This window comes from Duganella aquatilis (genome assembly GCF_009674565.1).
Classification (GTDB): Bacteria; Pseudomonadota; Gammaproteobacteria; order Burkholderiales; family Burkholderiaceae_D; genus Rugamonas; species Rugamonas aquatilis.
In genome coordinates this window covers 26154-45302 of the sequence record NZ_WKJL01000020.1, presented here as the reverse complement: position 1 = coordinate 45302, position 19149 = coordinate 26154, and the positions used below count along the sequence as shown (strand labels likewise).

The 19149-nt window shown below is 63.9% G+C and carries 16 protein-coding genes and 1 tRNA gene; 9 read left to right on the top strand and 8 right to left on the bottom strand.

Features of this window, described 5'->3' with window-relative positions; genetic code table 11:
* Window positions 1–24: 24 nt before the first annotated feature.
* Window positions 25–1425: a M20/M25/M40 family metallo-hydrolase gene (locus tag GJ698_RS22555; protein WP_154360111.1), complete on the bottom strand. Its 1401-nt coding sequence runs from the start codon at window positions 1423–1425 to the stop codon at window positions 25–27.
* A gap of 122 nt (window positions 1426–1547) precedes the next feature.
* On the opposite strand from GJ698_RS22555, the gene GJ698_RS22550 reads away from it, so the two are divergent.
* A tRNA-Phe gene (locus GJ698_RS22550) sits at window positions 1548–1623 on the top strand.
* Window positions 1624–1662: 39 nt separating this feature from the next.
* Here the strand turns inward: GJ698_RS22550 and GJ698_RS22545 are convergent.
* Entirely contained in the window at window positions 1663–2295 is a 633-nt protein-coding gene (locus GJ698_RS22545) for a hypothetical protein (protein WP_229260125.1), read from the bottom strand.
* Window positions 2296–2434: 139 nt separating this feature from the next.
* Here GJ698_RS22545 and GJ698_RS22540 point away from each other — a divergent pair, with 139 nt between their 5' ends.
* Entirely contained in the window at window positions 2435–3241 is an 807-nt protein-coding gene (locus GJ698_RS22540) for an FkbM family methyltransferase (protein ID WP_371865418.1), read from the top strand.
* Here GJ698_RS22540 and GJ698_RS22535 read toward each other — a convergent pair.
* Together GJ698_RS22535 and GJ698_RS22530 are read right to left on the bottom strand one after the other, a co-directional pair.
* On the bottom strand, window positions 3238–4110 hold the full coding sequence (locus GJ698_RS22535; RefSeq protein ID WP_154360109.1) for a substrate-binding periplasmic protein: 873 nt from the start codon (window positions 4108–4110) through the stop codon (window positions 3238–3240). The two genes, GJ698_RS22540 and GJ698_RS22535, sit on opposite strands and share 4 nt — an antisense overlap.
* Window positions 4111–4131: 21 nt before the next feature.
* The gene (locus GJ698_RS22530) at window positions 4132–4569 is read right to left on the bottom strand and encodes a hypothetical protein (protein WP_208023868.1); all 438 of its coding nucleotides are present in this window, start codon (window positions 4567–4569) and stop codon (window positions 4132–4134) included.
* Window positions 4570–4755: 186 nt separating this feature from the next.
* Between GJ698_RS22530 and GJ698_RS22525 the strand changes: the two genes are divergently transcribed.
* A complete protein-coding gene (locus GJ698_RS22525; protein WP_154360108.1) occupies window positions 4756–6765 on the top strand; it encodes an alpha/beta hydrolase family protein in 2010 nt (669 codons plus the stop codon).
* A gap of 9 nt (window positions 6766–6774) precedes the next feature.
* Here the strand turns inward: GJ698_RS22525 and GJ698_RS22520 are convergent, their stop codons facing one another.
* Both GJ698_RS22520 and GJ698_RS22515 read right to left on the bottom strand, forming a co-directional pair.
* On the bottom strand, window positions 6775–7788 hold the full coding sequence (locus GJ698_RS22520; RefSeq protein ID WP_371865417.1) for a LacI family DNA-binding transcriptional regulator: 1014 nt from the start codon (window positions 7786–7788) through the stop codon (window positions 6775–6777).
* Window positions 7775–8590 carry a polysaccharide deacetylase family protein gene (locus GJ698_RS22515; protein ID WP_154360107.1) on the bottom strand — a complete coding sequence of 272 codons (816 nt, stop codon included), beginning with the start codon at window positions 8588–8590 and terminating at the stop codon, window positions 7775–7777. The genes GJ698_RS22520 and GJ698_RS22515 overlap by 14 nt, the downstream gene beginning before the upstream one ends.
* Before the next feature lie 249 nt (window positions 8591–8839).
* Here GJ698_RS22515 and GJ698_RS22510 point away from each other — a divergent pair, with 249 nt between their 5' ends.
* The 5 genes from GJ698_RS22510 to GJ698_RS22490 all read left to right on the top strand — a co-directional run bounded on the left by GJ698_RS22510 (window position 8840) and on the right by GJ698_RS22490 (window position 16613).
* The gene (locus GJ698_RS22510) at window positions 8840–11746 is read left to right on the top strand and encodes a TonB-dependent receptor (protein WP_229260124.1); all 2907 of its coding nucleotides are present in this window, start codon (window positions 8840–8842) and stop codon (window positions 11744–11746) included.
* Between the two features lie 96 nt (window positions 11747–11842).
* Window positions 11843–13375 (top strand): tryptophan halogenase family protein, encoded by a 1533-nt coding sequence (locus GJ698_RS22505; RefSeq protein ID WP_154360105.1) that lies wholly within the window; start codon window positions 11843–11845, stop codon window positions 13373–13375.
* A 14-nt stretch (window positions 13376–13389) separates the two neighbouring features.
* Complete coding sequence (locus GJ698_RS22500) at window positions 13390–14091, top strand: SapC family protein (RefSeq protein WP_154360104.1); 702 nt, start codon at window positions 13390–13392, stop codon at window positions 14089–14091.
* Window positions 14075–15088 (top strand): cupin-like domain-containing protein, encoded by a 1014-nt coding sequence (locus GJ698_RS22495; protein WP_154360103.1) that lies wholly within the window; start codon window positions 14075–14077, stop codon window positions 15086–15088. The genes GJ698_RS22500 and GJ698_RS22495 overlap by 17 nt, the downstream gene beginning before the upstream one ends.
* Window positions 15089–15098: 10 nt before the next feature.
* Entirely contained in the window at window positions 15099–16613 is a 1515-nt protein-coding gene (locus tag GJ698_RS22490; protein ID WP_154360102.1) for a tryptophan halogenase family protein, read from the top strand.
* A gap of 113 nt (window positions 16614–16726) precedes the next feature.
* On the opposite strand, the gene GJ698_RS22485 is transcribed toward GJ698_RS22490, so the two are convergent.
* Window positions 16727–17617 (bottom strand): LysR family transcriptional regulator, encoded by an 891-nt coding sequence (locus tag GJ698_RS22485; protein ID WP_154360101.1) that lies wholly within the window; start codon window positions 17615–17617, stop codon window positions 16727–16729.
* A 107-nt stretch (window positions 17618–17724) separates the two neighbouring features.
* Between GJ698_RS22485 and GJ698_RS22480 the strand changes: the two genes are divergently transcribed.
* Window positions 17725–18468 (top strand): SDR family oxidoreductase, encoded by a 744-nt coding sequence (locus GJ698_RS22480; protein ID WP_154360100.1) that lies wholly within the window; start codon window positions 17725–17727, stop codon window positions 18466–18468.
* Here GJ698_RS22480 and GJ698_RS22475 read toward each other — a convergent pair.
* Complete coding sequence (locus GJ698_RS22475) at window positions 18465–19136, bottom strand: MOSC domain-containing protein (protein WP_208023867.1); 672 nt, start codon at window positions 19134–19136, stop codon at window positions 18465–18467. The two genes, GJ698_RS22480 and GJ698_RS22475, sit on opposite strands and share 4 nt — an antisense overlap.
* Window positions 19137–19149 lie beyond the last annotated feature (13 nt).

Below are 19149 nucleotides of genomic sequence, written 5' to 3'. Positions count from 1 at the left end.
TTGGCAGAACTGACCCCGGTTTGTTTATTCCGTCGCCAGGCGCTTGCCGAGGCGGTACAGGTATTCCTGGCCGTCGTACAGCGACTTGACGCGAATGTGCTCATTCAGGCCGTGCGCGCCGCTGCCTTCCGGGCCGTGGAACATGCCGCTGATGCCGTAGGTCCAGATGCCGGCGTTGTTCAGGAAGCGGCCGTCGGTGCCGCCGGTGGACATGGCCGGCACCACCGGCACGCCCGGCCACATATCGTTGCTGATCTCCTCCACCGCCTTCATCAGCAGCGGCGTCATGGGCGGCATCGGGCCGTCGACGCCGTCGCCGATGCGGGTGATCTTGATCTTGTCGTCGGCCACCACGCGCTGCAAGGTCGCCTGCACCTCGGCGATCGGCTCGCCCGGCAGGATGCGGCAGTTGACCGCGGCGCGGGCGCGCTGCGGCAGCGCATTGTCGGCGTGACCGGCATCGACCTTGGTCGCCACGCAGGTGGTGCGCACGGTGGAGTTGTGTACCGGGCTGACCGCGTACAGCCGGTCCAGCGCCGCCTGATCCGGCGGATCCTGCAGGATGGCCTTCATGTCATCGGCCACCTGCCCCTTCTCAATCGTCGACATGCGCTCGTAGTAGGCGCGCGTCACCGGCGACAGCTTGAACGGGAAGGAGAACTGGCCGAGGCGCGACAGGCCGTCGGCCAGGCGATAGATCGCGTTGTCCTTGAACGGCGCCGAACTGTGGCCGCCGGGATTGGTCACCTCCAGCTGGAAGCTCTGGTAAATCTTCTCGCCGGCCTGGATGCCGTGGCGGACCGGCTTGCCGTCCTTGTCCAGCAGGCCGCCGCCGCCTTCGTTCAGCGCGATTTCGGCGTCGATCAGTGCCCGGTGGTGGTTGACCAGGTACTCGGCGCCGTCAAACTTGGATGGCACCAGCTCCTCGTCGCAGGTCAGCGCCAGGATGATGTCGCGCTTCAGCGGCAGCTTCTCTTTTTTATAGAGCAGCATATTGTTGACGAAGGACGCCGCCATGGCCTTGTCGTCGGACGCGCCGCGCGCGTAGAACATGCCGTTTTCTTCGACCAGCTTGAACGGATCGCGCTCCCAGTCCTCGCGCTTGGCCTCCACCACGTCGATGTGGGCCAGCAGCAGCAGCGGCTTCTTGCTGCCGTCGCCCTTCAGGCGCGCGATCAGGTTGCCCTTGGCCGGACCGCCGGGAGGAATCAGGATTTGCAGCTCGCTGTCCTTGAAGCCGCCGGCTTTCAGCCGCCTGGCCATCTTCTGCGCCGCCACCGTGCAGGAGCCGACCGAGTTGGTGGTGTTGGTCTCCACCAGCTCCTGGTAGATCGACCGCATCTGCTTTTGCACCGGCGTCAGCTCCGCGCCCTGCGCCGCGCCCGCCATCGCCAAACCCGCCAACCACCAAGCCGCCGTCTTCATATCGTCCTTGTCTGATGAGATTGTCTAATTGGCTAAATTAATCCCTCCGCCATGGGGCTGTCAACAAAATGGAGGCGGGCTCTTGCCAAACCCGGCCGGCGGTCGCTATAATTGCGGCCCTTGGCCTGGTAGCTCAGTTGGTAGAGCAGAGGATTGAAAATCCTTGTGTCGGTGGTTCGATTCCGCCCCGGGCCACCAAGAATTCAGAACGCCACCTTCGGGTGGCGTTTTTGCTATCTAAGCCGTCCCGTCGACATCCCTGTGCCCACCGCCCGGCGCCAACACCATTTCCATGCCGGCGCCAGCGTTGCCGCCGCCGGCCTGCTTGTTGCCGCTCTTCTCCGCATCATCCTTGCCGCGACTGCTGCTTTGCGCCCGGGCCGGCCCCTGCAGCGGAACAATAACGTCCTCCGGTATCGCCACCAGGTCAAGCGCGGTGCGGATAAAGCTGCGCAGGGAGATGACCAGTTCCGCCGTATGGATGGGGCGGCCCGCTGCCAGATCGGCCGCCGCCTGCCCTGCCAGCCGGCAATGTTCTTCAGTCCCGAGCAGCAGAATATCCGCCAAGGCGGCCTCGACTGCATCCCGTATGCGGCGCGAGCGCTCAGAGCCAGATTGCCCCGCGGCGCGCAAGTCGCGCAGATGGGTCGGATCGACGGTCAGTTGTCCGGTGAAAGAGCCGCCCAGGGTGCGGTAGGCGGAAATCAGCGTTTTCAGCCGTTCGTTGATCTGGCGATTCATGCGTTCGCGGCGTTGCTGAATGGAGTGCATCATCAGCAGGCGGATGCCCACGCCCAGCAGGGTGAATACCGCCAAGCCAACGATCGTGGTTATCGCCCCTTGCCACGAACTGAAATCGATATAGCGCATGTTGACCTCAACCGCCTTTTTGAATAGGGTCAGTGTACTTGCCTTGCAGGAGAAGGCGCTATAGTATTGCTGCGGAGTAAGGAACGCCGTGATGATCGCGGTTGATCAATCAGCCTAAATATGGATGGAGTGCACCAAAGTGAAAAATTTGCGGCCCATAGCTTTTGTACTAGCAAGCACAAACCACGGTTCTATGCTGGTTAACAGGCACGATTATCGCATCACGCAAAGTGGCGGCGGATATGGCGTTGGATTTCAATTATTGAACACGTCGGCATTTGATCCCCAGGAAATTGACTTCGCCGTTCAGTTGCTGATGAGCAGGCGGCAGAATTTTGGCAATGGGGTCGTGGCCATCGACTGCGGTGCAAATATCGGGGTCCATACGATTGAATGGGCACAGGCGATGCACGGCTGGGGCGAGGTCATCGCCTTTGAGGCACAGGAGCGCATTTATTACGCTTTGGCCGGCAATATCGCCCTGAATAATTGCTTTAATGCCCGGGCGATTTTCGCTGCGGTGGGCGCCAGCGAAGGCGAGATCTTTGTTCCGCTGCCCAATTACTTCGCTCCTTCGAGCTTTGGCAGTCTGGAAATCAAAAAGAAAAGCACCACGGAATTTATTGGTCAAGAGATCGATTACACCGAAGAGAATTGTGTCAGAACCAAAATGACCTCGATCGATCAATTGAATCTGAAACGACTGGATTTTATAAAAATCGATATCGAAGGCATGGAGATGGAGGCCTTGACCGGCGCCGCACAATCCATTGAAAAATATAAGCCGCAATTGATGATCGAAAAGATCAAATCCAATGAAGGCGAAATTCGCACCTTCCTGGAACAGTTTGGCTATCAAATATTCCCGTTTGGAATTAATTTAGTGTGCGTACACCAGGACGATCCTGTGTCCCAGCAATTGAGCAAGTTGAATTTCAACGTTTAACGTCCGCGCGGCGCCGGCCGGTACCACAGCTCCTTGCTGCCGAGCGGCGTGGCGGCCGACAGCAGCGGATTGCGCAGCTCGAACACGCGGCGCGCGGGCAGCGTCGAGCGGGCGATCATGTCGCCGAAGTATTCCTGGAACACGTGCACATAGCTGCCGTCGGCCAGCATGCCTTCCAGGCCCTGCTGGATGGCGGCCGCCAGCGTTGGATTCGATCTGTTGACGAAGAAATAGAACGCGCTCGGGTAATGCAGCGCCAGCCCCGGCGCCACCATCAGCCCCTGCTCGGCAAACGCCGCCGCCTCGTGCCAGACCTCGAACACGGCGCGCGGAAAATAATCGACCCGGCCGGACTCCAGCATCTTGAACATGCCGGCATAGTCGGACGCGGTCTGCACCCGGTAGTGGTTGGCGCGCAGGATGTCGGTGTCGGGCCAGTCGTGGCCTTGCAGCGCGTCCAGCGCCTGCAGGTCGGCGGCCTTGCGGACGGCGGCAAAGCGTGCCGCGTCGCGCCGGCGTATCAGCAGCAGGCGCCAGCCGATCAGCCCCATGTCGAGCGGAATGCGCACCGGCAGCAGCTCGCGCTCGCGCGTCTGCGAGGTCATGGTCCACAGCACATCGATCACGCGGCCGCCGCGCAGCTCGGCCAGCGCGCGGTTCTGCCGCATCATGACGGTGGTCGGCTCCAGCGCATAGTCGTCGCCGGAGCGCGCCAGCGCCATGCGCAGCAGGCGCACCGGGTAATGCTCGGCGCCGTTGCCATGCCCTTCCGCCTCCGATTGCGGATACCGTACCAGCGTGGCGGCGCGCGCCGGGGGGAGCCCCAGCGCCAGCGTACTGCCCAGCAGGAATTGTCGACGGTCAAGCATGGCTTGATATTAACTCAACTCTCAGCCATGGCGCCCGGCCAGCCTGGCGCGCAGTTCCTTGATTTCGGCGGCGTAGTTGTCGCGCGCGGTGACGGCGCCGACCAGCTCCATCTCGGCCGCCAGCCTGGCGTCGGACAGGGCGGCAGCGGCGGCGACGTTGCGTTCGATCTGCGCGCGCAGGTCGGCCAGCTGCGCATCCTTGCCTTCGATCGCCAGCTGGTCCTTGGCCTTGCCGACCAGCGCGTCGGTGGCGATGCTGCGGGCGTTGCGCAGCTCGGCCATCAGCTGTTCGATTTCCTCGTCGCGCTCGGCCATGCCGGCACGCGCCGCCTGCAGTTCCTCCTCGGTGCGCGCCAGCGTCTCGCGCGGACCGGCCACCGCCTCCTCCGCCGTCCGCTGCACCCAGTCGCCCAGCGCGGCAACGATGGCTTCGGGGATCTCCAGTTTCGGTGCGGTCATCACAGGCTCCAATCAGAATAGAACAGACACGATACCGCAGGAGATTGCCGTCAGGCAAGCATCAGGCACCGCCTGTGGCGTCCATTCCGCAGTTCATCGACGCCAGCCGCAGTTTGTCGCGATGGGCTTGCGCAGGCATGTTAAATTGTTACGATTGGTCTTCCATTCATCAACGATGAGGTATCCATGATTCGCTACGCCCTGCCTGCCCTGTTGTTCGCCGGTGTCATGCCCGCCCATGCCCAGTCCGCCGCCGACGTGCCGCTGATCGCGCGCACCAAGATCTTCGGCAATCCCAGCAAGACCGCCGCCAAGATCAGCCCGGACGGCAAGTGGCTGTCGTGGATCGCGCCGCGCGACGGCGTGCTGAATCTGTGGGTGGCGCCGGCCAGCGATTTGGCCAAGGCCAAGCCGCTGACGGACGAGAAAACCCGGCCGATCCGCAGCAGCTTCTGGTCGCCGGATTCCAAGGCGGTGCTGTTCATCCAGGACAAGGGCGGCGACGAGAACTTCCTGCTGTACGGCGTCAACGTCGACAGCGGCAAGCAGACCAATTACACGCCGTTTGAAAAGACCCGCGCCCAGGTACTGCACATCAGCCTCAAGGCCAAGGACCGCATCCTGGTCGGCATCAACAACCGCGACCCGCGCTGGCACGATGTCTACAGCCTGGACCTGGCCAGCGGCAAGCTGACGCTGGTGCAGCAGAACGACGGCTACGGCGGCTACCTGGCCGACGACCAGCTCAAGCTGCGCATCGCCATGAAGGCGCGCGCCGACGGCGGCACCACCTACTACCGCGTCACCGACGGCGCGATCGACAGCAAGCCGCTGGTGGAAGTGGGCCTGGAGGATTCGCAGACCACCAGCCCGTGGGCCTTCACGGTCGACGGCAAGACGCTGTACTGGACCGATTCGCGCAACCGCAACACGGCCGCGCTGGTGGAGCAGGATGTCGCCAGCGGCAAGACCACCGTCATCGCCCAGGATGCCCGCGCCGACATCGGCCAGACCCTGTTCGACGAGCGCACCGGCCGCGTGCAGGCCTACTCGGTCGATTACCTGAAGCAGGAATACGTGGCGGTATCGGACGACATCAAGGAAGACCTGGCGTTCCTGAAGAAAAACACCAAGGGCCAGTTCACCGTCACCTCGCGCACCGAGGCGGAAGACAAGTGGCTGGTGGCGGTCGACCCCGTCACCGCGCCGGCCTCGACCTGGCTGTACGACCGCAAGGCGAAAAAGCTGACCCAGCTCTACGTCAGCCGGCCGGAACTGGAAGGCGCGCCGCTGGCGGCCATGCATCCGCAGGAAATCAAGGCGCGCGACGGACTGACGCTGGTGTCCTACCTGACGCTGCCGAAGTGGGTGGACCCAGGCAGCAGCGGCAAGGCCAGCCGGCCGGTGCCGATGGTGCTGCTGGTGCACGGCGGGCCGTGGGCGCGCGACGGCTTCGGCTACAACGGCTATCACCAGTGGCTGGCCAATCGCGGCTACGCGGTGCTGTCGGTGAACTATCGCGGCTCGACCGGTTTCGGCAAGAACTTCATCTCGGCCGGCGATTTGCAGTGGGGCCGCAAGATGCATGACGACCTGCTCGACGCGGTGCAGTGGGCGGTCAGGAACGGCGTCACCACCGCCGACAAGGTGGCCATCATGGGCGGCTCGTACGGCGGCTATGCGACGCTGGCCGGCGTCGCCTTCACGCCGACCACCTTTGCCTGCGGCGTCGACATCGTCGGCCCGTCCAACCTGTTCACGCTGCTGCAGACCATTCCGCCGTACTGGGAAGCGGGCAAGCAGCAGTTCTACAAGCGCATGGGCGATCCGACCACCGAGGAAGGCAAGGCGCTGCTGAAGGAACGCTCGCCGCTGAACTTCGCCGGCGACATCCAGCGGCCGCTGCTGATCGGCCAGGGCGCCAACGACCCGCGCGTCAACGTGCGCGAGTCGGAGCAGATTGTCGACGCGATGGCGGCCAAGAACATTCCGGTCACCTACGTGGTGTTCCCGGACGAAGGCCACGGCTTTGCGCGGCCGGTCAACAACATCGCCTTCAACGCGGTGACCGAGAACTTCCTGGCCAAATGCCTGAACGGCCGCGCCGAGCCGATCGGCGACGCCGTCAAGGCTTCCACCGCCCAGGTCAAGCACGGCGCCGAGTTCGCCCCCGGCCTGGCCGACGCCATCAAGTAAGGGCTGAAGTCACACCTGCCCTGCGCGCGCCAGCGAGGCGCGCAGGGTCATCGTGACGGGATGGCTGCGGGTCACGGGGCGCTGCAAGCCATAGCAGCGGTTCAGCAGGTCGTTGACGCCGCTTTGCGTCATCTCGCGCCACGGCATGTGGACCGTGGTCAGGCGCGGTGCGGAAAATTCGGCGCTGGGCGTGTCGTCGTAGCCGATCACTGAAATCTCGTGCGGCACGCGGATGCCGGCTTCCTGGAAGTACGACAGCGCGCCGGCCGCCATCTCGTCATTGGCGCAGAACACGGCGCTGCAGCGCCGGCCCGATTCCACCAGCTCCTTGGCCGCCGCCCAGCCGCCGGCCGGCGAGAAGTCCTTTTCCACCGCCCACATGGCCGAGGTGTCGACGCCGGCCGCCGCCAGCTCGGCCTTGAAGGCCGCTACCCGCACCACGTTGTCCGGCAGGCTGGCCGGACCAGCCACCAGCGCGATCTCGCGGTGCCCGTGGTCGAGCAAGGTGCGCGCGGCGATCTTGCCACCCAGCTTGTGATCGACCGTGAAGCATTGCGCGGCGATGCTGTCGAAGTAGTGGTTCAGCACCACCATCGGCTTGGGACGCGGCCCCAGCGCGGCGATATCTTCCTCCAGCAGCACATTGGTCATCAGGATCAGCCCGTCGCAGCCGCGCTCGACCAGGAAGGCCATGCCTTCGATCGCCTGCTGCCGCGCGCCGCCGAGGCCGGCGCCGAAGGCCACCACCATGTGCAGTCCGGCCGCGCGCAATTCGGTGTCGATGATCTGCAGGATAGGCGTGTAGAACGTCCCGCTCAGCACCGGGATGTAGACGCCGATCATCTGGCTGTTCCCGGACAGCAGCGAGCGCGCCGCATGCGACGGCCGGAAGCCCAGCTGGTCGATCGCCGCGCGCACCTTGGCCAGCGTGGCCGGCGATACCGATCCCTTGCCGCTGACCACGCGCGATGCCGTGCCCAGCCCTACGCCCGCAAGGCGGGCCACGTCTTTAATGGTCGCCACGTTGTGTCTTCACGTAAGTCATGATGTTCAAGAAAGTGTCAGTCCAGTAGCGCTGCTTGTTGGCGGCCAGGTACTGCACCAGCTCCTCGTGCGCGGCAGCGCTGGTGGTGATGTAGTCGCCGCCGACGCCGTGGAAGGTGAAGTTGACCATCGTGCCCTTGGCCGCCGCCTGCTGCACCAGCGCGATCAGCTGCTGCCCGCTCAGGCCTTCCGGCGCATACACGCCGACCGCCTTCAGGTTCAGCGTCTGCATCGACGGCGTCACCGCCTCGCCGCCCACCTTGATGGCGACAAAGGATGGCGCGATCGCCGCAAGGTAATCGGCGCCGGCCGCCAGCGTATCGCCGCACGGCACAGTGTAGGTGCGTTCGCGCTTGCCGTCGATGGCGTACAGCATGGTGTTGGCGACCGTGACCTGGTCGAGCATTTGCGCCACGCTGGTGGTGTCGAGGTCGCGGTGCGGCTGCACCCAGCTGTGGCCGGGCGCCTTCAGCGAGCACTGGTGGAACAGGCTGTGGTTGCCCAGTTCGTGGCCGTTGCGCGCCGCCGCGCGCCAGTCCGCCATGCGCTTGTCCACCGCCGGATTCGACAGCTGCAGGTAGAAACTGCCCTTCAGCCCGTACTTGTCCAGGGTTGGTATCGCACGGTCGAGCTGGGAGTCGAGGGCGTCGTCGTAGGCCAGGCTGACCGCCGCCTGTTCGCCGTGCGGCCAGTGGAAAGGTAACCCATCGCCGGCCGCCGCCCAGCCCTGCCCGGACGCCATCAGCGCCGCCGCCATCACCCGCAAAGTCGTTATTTTCATCAAAAGTGTCTCTTTTTGGAAACGTTCCCAGCTCATGTTGCACTGCCTGATTACCTATGTCAACGAAAACAGGTGCACAATTTTATGGCACGCCAAATTGACTTTGAAATTCGTTCAATGCTATATTCGCATCATTGATTGGAAACCTTTCCAAACAACGCACGAAAGTAAGGCAGGACGGTACGCAGCAGATGTTTATAAAAAAACATAGGAGATGACATGCATTATCCAAAGGCACGACAAACATTAATGAGCCTGGCAGTAGCCAGCGCCTGCGCGGCAGCCGCCGCGCCGGTCTACGCGCAAGAAGCCCCGGTCAAGGCCGCCGAAGCGCAACCGGAAGTCCAGAGCGTGGTCGTGACCGGCCTGCGCCAGTCGCTGATTTCCTCGATGAACCTGAAACGCAATTCCGACGGTGTGGTCGACGGCATCGTCGCCGAAGACATCGGCAAGTTCCCGGATACCAACCTGGCCGAGTCGCTGCAGCGCATCTCCGGCGTGTCGATCGACCGCTCGATCGGCGAAGGCTCGAAAATCACCGTGCGTGGCGTCGGTCCCGACTTCAACCTGGTGCTGCTGAATGGCCGCCAGATGCCAACCTCCAACCTGGGCGACCTGAACGGCCGCGCCTTCGACTTCGCCAACCTGGCGTCGGAAGCGATCTCGCAGATCCAGGTCTACAAGACCAGCCGCGCGGAAAACGCCACCGGCGGCATCGGCGCCACCGTCAACGTGATGACCGCCAAGCCGTTCGACCGTCCGGGCCTGCACGCCAGCATCGGCGCCAAGGCCGTGTACGACACCTCGAACGACAACCTGCCGGCCGACGTCCAGGCCAACCGCTCGCTGACGCCGGAAGTGTCGGGCATCTACTCGAACACCTTCGCCAACAACACCTTCGGCGTGGCGCTGACCGGCAGCTACCAGGAACGCAACCTGGGCTACAACACCGCCGCGGTCTCCAACGGCTGGAAAGGCCCGTACGCCGGCAACGCCGGTCCGCTGACCGGGGTCGGCAACCAGGTCACCAACGGCCCCGGCGCGACCGACCTGTACTCGCTGCCGCAAAACTTGAACTACAACTTCAACGGCGTCAAACGCCAGCGCACCAACGCCCAGCTGACCCTGCAATACAAGCCGGTCGATTCGCTGGTCACCACGCTGGACTACACCTACTCGGAAAACAAGATCCAGACCAAGCGCAACGACATCTCGGCCTGGTTCAACTTCGGTCCGTCGGCCAGCTCGTGGACCAAGGGTTCGCCAACCAGCCCGCTGAGCTGGACCGAGTTCGTCACCGGCAGCGACATCGCCATGGGCGCCGCCGACTTCGCCACCAAGACGCAGAACAAATCGCTGGGCTTCAACGCCGTCTGGAAAGCCTCGCCGACCCTGCGCTTCGAACTGGACACGCACCACTCGACCGCCGAATCCGGCGCCGACAGCCCGTTCGGTTCCAGCAACACGCTGGGCACCGCCAGCTTCAGCCGCGGCACCACCACGGTCGACTTCAGCAAGGACTTCCCGGTGCTGAGCATCCAGGGCGCCGACTTCATCAAGGCCGGCCAGCAGGTCACCGGCTCGGTGTTCACCAACTCCTACATGAAGGGTGAAGTGGACCAGACCCAGGTCAAGGGTGCATGGAAAGTGCTGGAAGCGTCCGAGCTGAAATTCGGCGCCAGCTACAGCAAGGTCGACAACCGCTCGGCCTTCTCCAACCAGCAGCGCGACACCTGGGGCGGCGCCACCAGCCCGGCCGACTACCCAAGCAGCGTCTGGCACCAGAATTCGATCGGCCAGTACTTCGACCAGATCAGCGGCAGCGCCAACCCGAACCTGTTCAATCAGTTCTACACCTTCAACTTCGCTCAGGTGCGCCAGATCGCGGCCACCGCGTCCGGCCTGCCGGCGCTGTACCTGCCGAAGACCACCTTCGACAACGATGCCCGCACCGGCGAGAAATCGAAGGCCGCCTACGTCCAGTTCAACACCGACTGGGATACCGCGCTGCCGATCCGCACCGCGCTCGGCCTGCGCTACGAAAAAACCGACGTGGTCTCGACCGCGCTGGTGCCAGCCGCCACCGGCATCAGCTGGGTCTCGCAGAACGAGTTCCCGATCACCTTCGGCGCGCCGACCTTCACCACGCTGGGCGGCTCGTACCACAACCTGCTGCCTAGCTTCGACTCGGACATCGAGCTGACGCCGTCGCAAAAGGTCCGCTTCAGCGCCGGCGAAACCATCGGCCGTCCGCGCTACGACCAGATCCAGGGCGGCCAGACGCTGAACTCGCTGGTGCGCACCGACGGCGGCACCGGCTCGCAGGGCAACCCGGCGCTGAAACCGGTCAAGTCCAAGAATCTGGACCTGTCCTACGAGTGGTACTACGGCCAGCAAAACTTCTTCTCGATCGGCTACTTCAAGAAGAACCTGGAAAACTACGCCGGCCAGTCGCAGATCGACGCCACCCCGTTCAACCTGCACACGCCGGTCGGCGGCGCGCTGTGGAACGAGGCCATCTCGGCCGGCAAGTGCCTGGTCTCGGACACCACCTGTATTCGTAACTACATCTTCACCAACCATCCGACCGCGCCTGGCGTGACGGCGCCTGGCGTGAACGGCAACGTCAACGGCACCATCGTCGGCCAGCCGAGCGATCCGATCGCCAACTTCCGCATCACCTCCTTCTCCAACCAGAAGAAGGCCAGCCTGAGCGGCGTCGAGCTGAACCTGCAGCACATGTTCGGCAACAGCGGCTTCGGCGTGTCGACCAACTACACCTATGTGCACTCCGGCCTGCGTTACGACAACAACGCGGTGGGCGAGCAGTTCGCACTGGTGGGCTTGTCGAACTCGTCGAACGTGGTCGGCATCTACGAGGACAAGAAATTCACCGCGCGCGTGGCCTACAACTGGCGCGGCGAGTTCCTGTCGTCGACCTTCGACGGCTCCGGCCCGAATCCACAGTACGTGGAAGCGTACGGCCAGGTCGACATCAGCCTGGGCTACAACTACAACGACAAGCTGAGCTTCCAGCTGGAAGGCATCAACGTCGGCAACTCGATCCAGCGCGTGCATAGCCGCACGCAGAACCAGCTGGAATCGGTGACGCAAGCCGGTCCGCGCTACATGATCGGCGCGCGCTACAAGTTCTAAGACTGTTGTAGCAACACCACGAAAAGCCGCTGCCCGACGGATAACCGGCAGCGGCTTTTCATTTATACTTTAGGCAACTCATTGAAAAGGCAAGCTATGCTGAAAAGCATCGTGATTGTCGGCGGCGGTTCCGCCGGCTGGCTGACCGCCGGCCTGATCGCGGCTGAGCACCGCGCCGCGCCGGATGGCCTGCGCATCACCCTGATTGAATCGCCGGACGTGCCGCCGATCGGCGTCGGCGAAGGCACCTGGCCCAGCATGCGCGACACGCTGCGCCGCATCGGCGTGTCCGAATCCGATTTCTTCCGCGAGTGCGACGCCTCGTTCAAGCAAGGCTCCCGCTTCAACCGCTGGACCGACGGCGGCGACCGCGACGCCTACTTCCATCCCTTCTCGCTGCCGCAGGGCTATGGCGAGGTCAATCTGCCCGAGCAGTGGCAGGCCCAGCATCCGCAGATCCCGTTTGCCGACCTGGTCAGCTTCCAGCCGCACCTGTGCGTGCACGGCCGTGCACCCAAGCAGGTGATGACGCCGGAGTTCGCTTCGGTGGCCAACTATGGCTACCACCTGGACGCCGGCAAGTTCGGCGTATTCCTGCGCAAGCACTGCCTGGAAAAACTCGGCGTGCATTACATGCCGGACCACGTCACCGCCGTCAACGCGCAGGAGAACGGCGACATCGCCTCGCTGCAAACGGTCAAGCACGGCGCCGTGGCAGGCGACCTGTTCATCGACTGCACCGGCATGCAATCGCTGCTGCTGGGCCAGCACTACGGCGTGCCGCTGATCGAACAGAAGCACGTGCTGTACAACGACTCGGCGCTGGCGGTGCAGATCGCCTACCCGAGCGACAATTATCCGATCGCCTCGCAGACATCCTCCACTGCGCAGAGCGCCGGCTGGATCTGGGACATCGGCCTGCCGACCCGGCGCGGCGTCGGCCACGTCTACGCCAGCGGCTACATCAGCGACGACCAGGCCGAAGCCGAGTTGCGCGCCTACATCGTGCAGACCGGCGGCCCGGAAGAAATCCCGCAGCCGCGCAAGCTGAGTTTCAATCCCGGCTACCGCGCGCAGTTCTGGCACCGCAACTGCGTCGCCATCGGCCTGTCGGCCGGCTTCATCGAACCACTGGAAGCGTCGGCGCTGGCCATCGTCGAAATGTCGGCCGCCATGGTCAGCGAAGACCTGCCGGCCACGCGCGAAGCGATGGACATCGTCGCCAAACGCTTCAACGACACCTTCCGTTACCGCTGGGAACGGGTAATCGACTTCCTCAAGCTGCACTACGTGCTGAGCCGGCGCCGCGACAGCGCCTACTGGCGCGACAACACGGCCGAGGTGCCGGAACGCCTGGGCGAGCTGCTGACCTTGTGGCGCCACCGCGCGCCGTCGCGCAGCGATTTCAACCGCATCGAGGAGGTTTTCCCGGCCGCCAGCTACCAATATATTCTGTACGGCATGGGCTTCCGTAGCGACTTCAGCCGCTCGCCGAAACCCGAGGAGGCGGCCCGATCCGACGCCTATTTCCAGGAAGCTGCTACATTAACGAAAAAAATGATGAACGGATTGCCAGACAACCGTACACTCATCAACCATATCAAGCTGCATGGCTTGCAAAAAATATAGAACGAGAGACAAAGATGCCTAACCCGGTTTTACTGAACAATATCGACCACCAAGATCTGCGCATCATCACCCGCCGCGGCGCCGCCTATGGCGACCAAGTCATGTCGGCCGCCACCTTCCCGGCTGAATTCCGCGACGTGCAGGCCTGCTACCCCATCGTGTTCCGCAAGACCACCGACGGCCTGGGTTTCGAGCCGATCGCGCTGTTCGGCTTCCAGGAAGGCGAAAACCTGTTCCTGAACGGCGAGCGCTGGGAAGCCATGTACGTGCCGATGATGGTCGAGCGCCAGCCCTTTTTGATCGGCCTCAGCGGCAACGAGCTGATGGTCAACGTCGACCTCGACCACCCGCGCGTCAGCCGCACCGAAGGCCAGGAAGTGTTCAAGCCGCACGGCGGCAACACCGACTTCCTGGAACACGCCAATTCGCTGCTGTTCTCGATTCACCAGGGCTTGCAAACGATGCCAGGTTTCCTGGGCGCGCTGCTTGAAAACGAGTTGTTGGAAAGCTTTGCCCTCGACATCGAACTGAACGACGGTTCGCAGAACCGCCTGGTCGGTTTCTACACCATCAACGAAGACCGGCTGCAGGCACTGAGCGGCGAGGCCATCGTCAAACTGCACCAGACCGGCTACCTGCAGGCGATTTACCTGGTGATCGCATCCCTGTCCAACTTCCGCACGCTGATCGACCGCAAGAATGCCCGCCTCGCCTGAACCCATCCGTGAGATCGCCGGCCTCGGGCCGGCCGACCTCACGGACGACATCCTCACCGCCACCCAGCCGCTGGTGCTGCGCGGCCTGGCCGGCAGTTGGCCGATGGTGCGCGCGGCGCTGGAAAACGACCGCGCCGGCCTCGACTACCTGCGCCGCCACTACCAGGACGCCACCGTCGGCGCCATGCTGGGCGGCGCCGACGCGGGCGGCCGTTTCTTCTACAACGACGCCATGGACGGCTTCAACTTCCAGCCGGTGCACGCCAAGCTGACCGGCGTGCTGGAGGAAATCGAGAACAAGCTGGCGCTCGATCCGGCGCCCACCATCTACGTCGGCTCGACCACCATCGACACCTGCCTGCCCGGCTTCCGCGAGTACAACGATCTCGACCTGGGCGGACGCGACGCGCTGGCCAGCATCTGGATCGGCAACCGCACCCGCATCGCCGCGCACTACGACCTGCCGGACAATGTGGCGGTGGTCGCCGCCGGCCGCCGCCGCTTCACGCTGTTCCCGCCGGAGCAGTTGCAGAACCTGTACGTCGGGCCGATCGACTTCACGCCGGCCGGCCAGGCCATCAGCCTGGTCGATTTCCACCAGCCGGATTTTGAAAAATTCCCGAAATTCGCCGAAGCGCTCAACCACGCGCAAAGCGCCGAACTGGGACCGGGCGACGCCATCTTCATCCCCAGCATGTGGTGGCATCACATCGAGGCGCTGTCGCCGTTCAATGTGCTGGTCAACTACTGGTGGCGGCAGTCGCCCGACTACATGGACACGCCGACCAACGCGCTGATGGCCGCCTTCCTCACCATGCGCGACCTGCCGCAAGCGCAGCGCAAGGCATGGCAGGAAATCTTTCGTCATTACATATTCGAAGCCGACACAGAAACGGCCGCCCATATTCCGGCACACGCCCGCGGCGTGTTGTCGCCACTGACAGCCGACGGCGCCCGCGCGTTGCGCGGGCACTTGCTTAAAAAACTGAATCGCTAGAGGAGACAACATGCGAGATCCAAACAATCGTCAACCGGTGCGCCGGGTGGTCATCTGCGGCGGCGGCACCGCCGGCTGGATGGCCGCCGCCGGCATTTCCAAGGTGCTGGGCAAGCAGCTCGACATCAAGCTGATCGAGTCGGAAGAGATCGGCACCGTGGGTGTGGGCGAAGCCACCATTCCGACGCTGACCAACTTCCACAACGTACTGGAAATCAACGAGCAGGAATTCATGGCCGAGACCCAGGCCACCTTCAAGCTCGGCATCAGCTTCGAAAGCTGGCGCAACGTCAAGGAAGACTATATCCACTCCTTCGGCACCACCGGCATCGACCACTGGACCGCCGGCTTCCAGCACTTCTGGCACAAGGGCGTGCAGCGCGGCCTGGCCGGCGACTACGGCGACTACTGCCTGGAACTGAAGGCGTCGCTGGAGAACCGCTTCGCCCACCTGCCGAACAACGGCATGAACTACGCCTACCACCTGGACGCCAGCCGCTACGCCAAGTTCCTGCGCCGCCTGAGCGAGCCGCGCGGCGTGCAGCGCATCGAAGGCAAGATCGTCCGCTACAACAAGCACGACAACGGCGACGTCCGTTCGGTGGTGATGGAATCGGGCCAGGAAATCGAAGGCGACTTCTTCATCGACTGCACCGGCTTCCGCGCGCTGCTGATCGGCGAGGCGATGGACGAGCCGGTGGAAGACTGGTCGCAATGGCTGTTCTGCGACCGCGCCATCGCCGTGCAGACCACGGCCATCGCCGACGCCGTGCCGCTGACGCGTTCCATGGCGCACCAGGCCGGCTGGCAGTGGCGCATTCCGCTGCAACACCGCGTCGGCAACGGCATCGTCTATTCGAGCCGCCACCTGGACGAGGAGACCGCGCACAAGCAGCTGCTGGCCAACGTCGAAGGCAAGACGCTGATCGAGCCGCGCGTGATCAAGTTCAAGCCCTGCCAGCGGCGCCAGACGTGGAAAGGCAATGTGGTGGGCATCGGCCTGTCGAGCGGCTTCCTGGAGCCGATCGAATCGACCAGCATCCACCTGATCCAGCGCAGCGTGATCCGGCTGATGCAGATGTTCCCGTCGGACGGCATCCAGCAAGCCGACATCGACGAATACAACGCCCAGTGCAACAGCGAGATCAACCACATCCGCGACTTCATCATCCTGCACTACCACGCCAACAACCGCACCGACTCGCAGTTCTGGATCGACGTGCGCGAGATGAGCATTCCGGCGTCGCTGCAGCACCGTATCGACCTGTTCCGCGAAACCGGCCGCGTGTTCCGCGTGCCGAACGAACTGTTCGCGGAAAACTCGTGGATCCAGGTGATGCTGGGCCAGGGCATCATGCCGAAGTCGCACCATGCGACGGCCGACCTGATGGGCGACGAAGAACTCAAAGCCTTCCTCGGCGGCATCAAGAGCCGCATCGACCGCACCGTGGTGCAGCTGCCGACGCACCAGGCCTACGTCGAGCGCTACTGCGGCCGTCCCGATGCCGGCGCCAAAGCCGCCTGACCCGCACGCTTTAGTGATACGCAAACGTCACCACTTAGGGGTCTGACCCAGGGTCAGGAATAGGGGCTACGCCCTGCCCTCCCTGCGGGAGGGCCCCCAGCTGGCCGTGCGGGTTATCGACTGAGCTCAGTCACCAGCTCATCAAACACCAGCCGGATCCGCGCCGGCACCGGCCCGCGCTGCGGCCGGTAAATGTAGATGTCCCAGGGATCAGGCTGGTCCTTCTGCAGCACCGGGACCAGCCGGCCGGCGGCGATGTGCTCGTCGGCCATAAACCCCGGCAACTGGCCAAAGCCCAGGCCGGCCAGGATGGCGTCGAACTCCGCCTCCGAGTCGCTGCTCAAAAAGCGCGGATTCAGCGGCGAAATATGCTGCCCGCTGGCGAAATACCAGGGCCACGCCTTGCCGGTGCTCTGGTCGCGCAAGGAAGTGGTCGGCAGCTCATGCAAATGCTCGATATTTTTCGGCTTGCCATGCGCGGCGATCAGCTCGGGCGTGCCCACGGTGCGGAACGGCTGCGGCGCCACGCGCCGCGCCACGTAGCGGCTGTCGCGCATGGAGCCAAACCGCACGCCGATATCGATGCGGTCATCCACCACGTCCGCATGCGTGTCGCTGAACTGCACATCGAAGCGCAGCTGCTGATGCTTCCGCCCCAAGGCCTTCAACACCGGCACGATCAGCAAGCGCCCCAGCGCCACCGGCGCCGTCATCCGCACCACGCCCTCCACCTGCGACGGCTCGCTCTCGGTCGCCGGCTGGAACAGCACGTCCACCCGCTGCACGCTGTCGCGCGCCTGCGCCGCCAGGTGCTCGCCATAGGTGGTGATCTGGATGCCGCGCGTATTGCGGTGAAACAGCAGCTCGCCCTGCACCGCTTCCAGATCCTGCACCGCCCGCGTGACGGCCTGCGGCGAAATCCCCAGCCGGGCCGCCGCATCCTTGAAGCTGCGGGCTTCGGCCGCCGCCACGAAGATGCGCAACATTTCCAATCGGTTCAGCATGATCGATAGTTCCTGAAAATGGAATTCTCAAATCATATCATTTCCATTTATTTGCATAGCGGGGATTCCTATACTTGCTTCACTAACCAACCACAAGGAGTCCTGCCATGAGCACCAACATCGAAAACAAAGTCGTTGTCATCACCGGCGCCAGCAGCGGTCTGGGTGAAGCCACCGCCCGCCACCTGGCCGCACGCGGCGCCATCGTCGTATTGGGCGCGCGCCGCATCGACCAGCTGGAAAAAATCGCTGGCGACATCCGCGCCGCCGGCGGCAAGGCCGAAGTGCAGGCCACCGACGTCACCAGCCGCGAACAGGTGCAGGCGCTGATCGACACCGCCGTGCGCATCTACGGCCGCGTCGATGTGCTGATCAACAACGCCGGCCTGATGTCCATCGCGCCGATGGACGAGATCAAGGTCGACGAGTGGGATCGCATGATCGACATCAACGTCAAGGGCGTGCTGTACGGTATCGCCGCCGCGCTGCCGCAGTTCCGCAAGCAGAACAGCGGCCACTTCATCAACGTTGCGTCGGTGGCCGGCATCAAGGTGTTCAGCCCAGGCGGTACGGTGTACAGCGGCACCAAGTTCGCGGTGCGCGCGATTTCGGAAGGCCTGCGCCATGAAGTGGGCGGTTCGATCCGCACCACCACCATCGAACCGGGCGCGGTCGACACCGAACTGAAGCACGGCAGCTCGCACCAGCAAAGCGCGCAGTTCGTCACCGAGTTCTACAAGCTGGCCATCCCGGCCGACTCGGTCGCCCGTGCGATCGCCTACGCCATCGAACAGCCGGCCGACGTTGACATCAACGAAATCGTGCTGCGTCCGACGGTGCAGGAGTTCTAAGCAGCCCCCTGCCACAGGAAGGCGGCCAGATCCACCGTAGCGGCATCGCCGCGGTGGATCACGCCTTCCGCCAGCAGCTTCCCGGCCTGGCCGGGAATCAACGGCAACAGCTCGCCGCGCGCATTGACGATGCGGTGCAGCGGCAAGCCCAATCCCACACTGCGCCGGATGTAACCGGGCAGCACCCGCACAAAGACCTCCGCCACGCCCATCGCCACCGCCACATCGACGTAGCGGACCACGCGGCCGGGTGGAATCGTCGGCACAAACGCCAGGAATTTTTGATAGGGCGATTCCGGCAGCGGCGTGTACCGTTCGCCGATCAGGCGCACGGCGTCACCGATGCGGATCTCGCCGCCGGCTTCGAAGACGCCCAGCACGCCGCGCCGGCGCACCAGCCGGGAAAAGTCCGCCACCACAGGCGCGATACGCTTGCACGGCTCGCAGAACATGGTCAGCCGGATCTCGACGCCCGAGGCGGTGAGCAGCGCCGAACCGGGCCGGAACAGCTCCGGCCGGTCCGAAGAAATCACGATGTTTTCCAGCAGCGCGCCGGGCGCGATCCGCAGAGTGCGCAGCTCGCTGCCGAGCGTGACCAGCACCTGTCGCGGACTGAGGCGGTGGGCATGCACGTCGCCGTGAATGCCCAGCCCGGCCTCGCACCGCATGGCCGCATCCGGC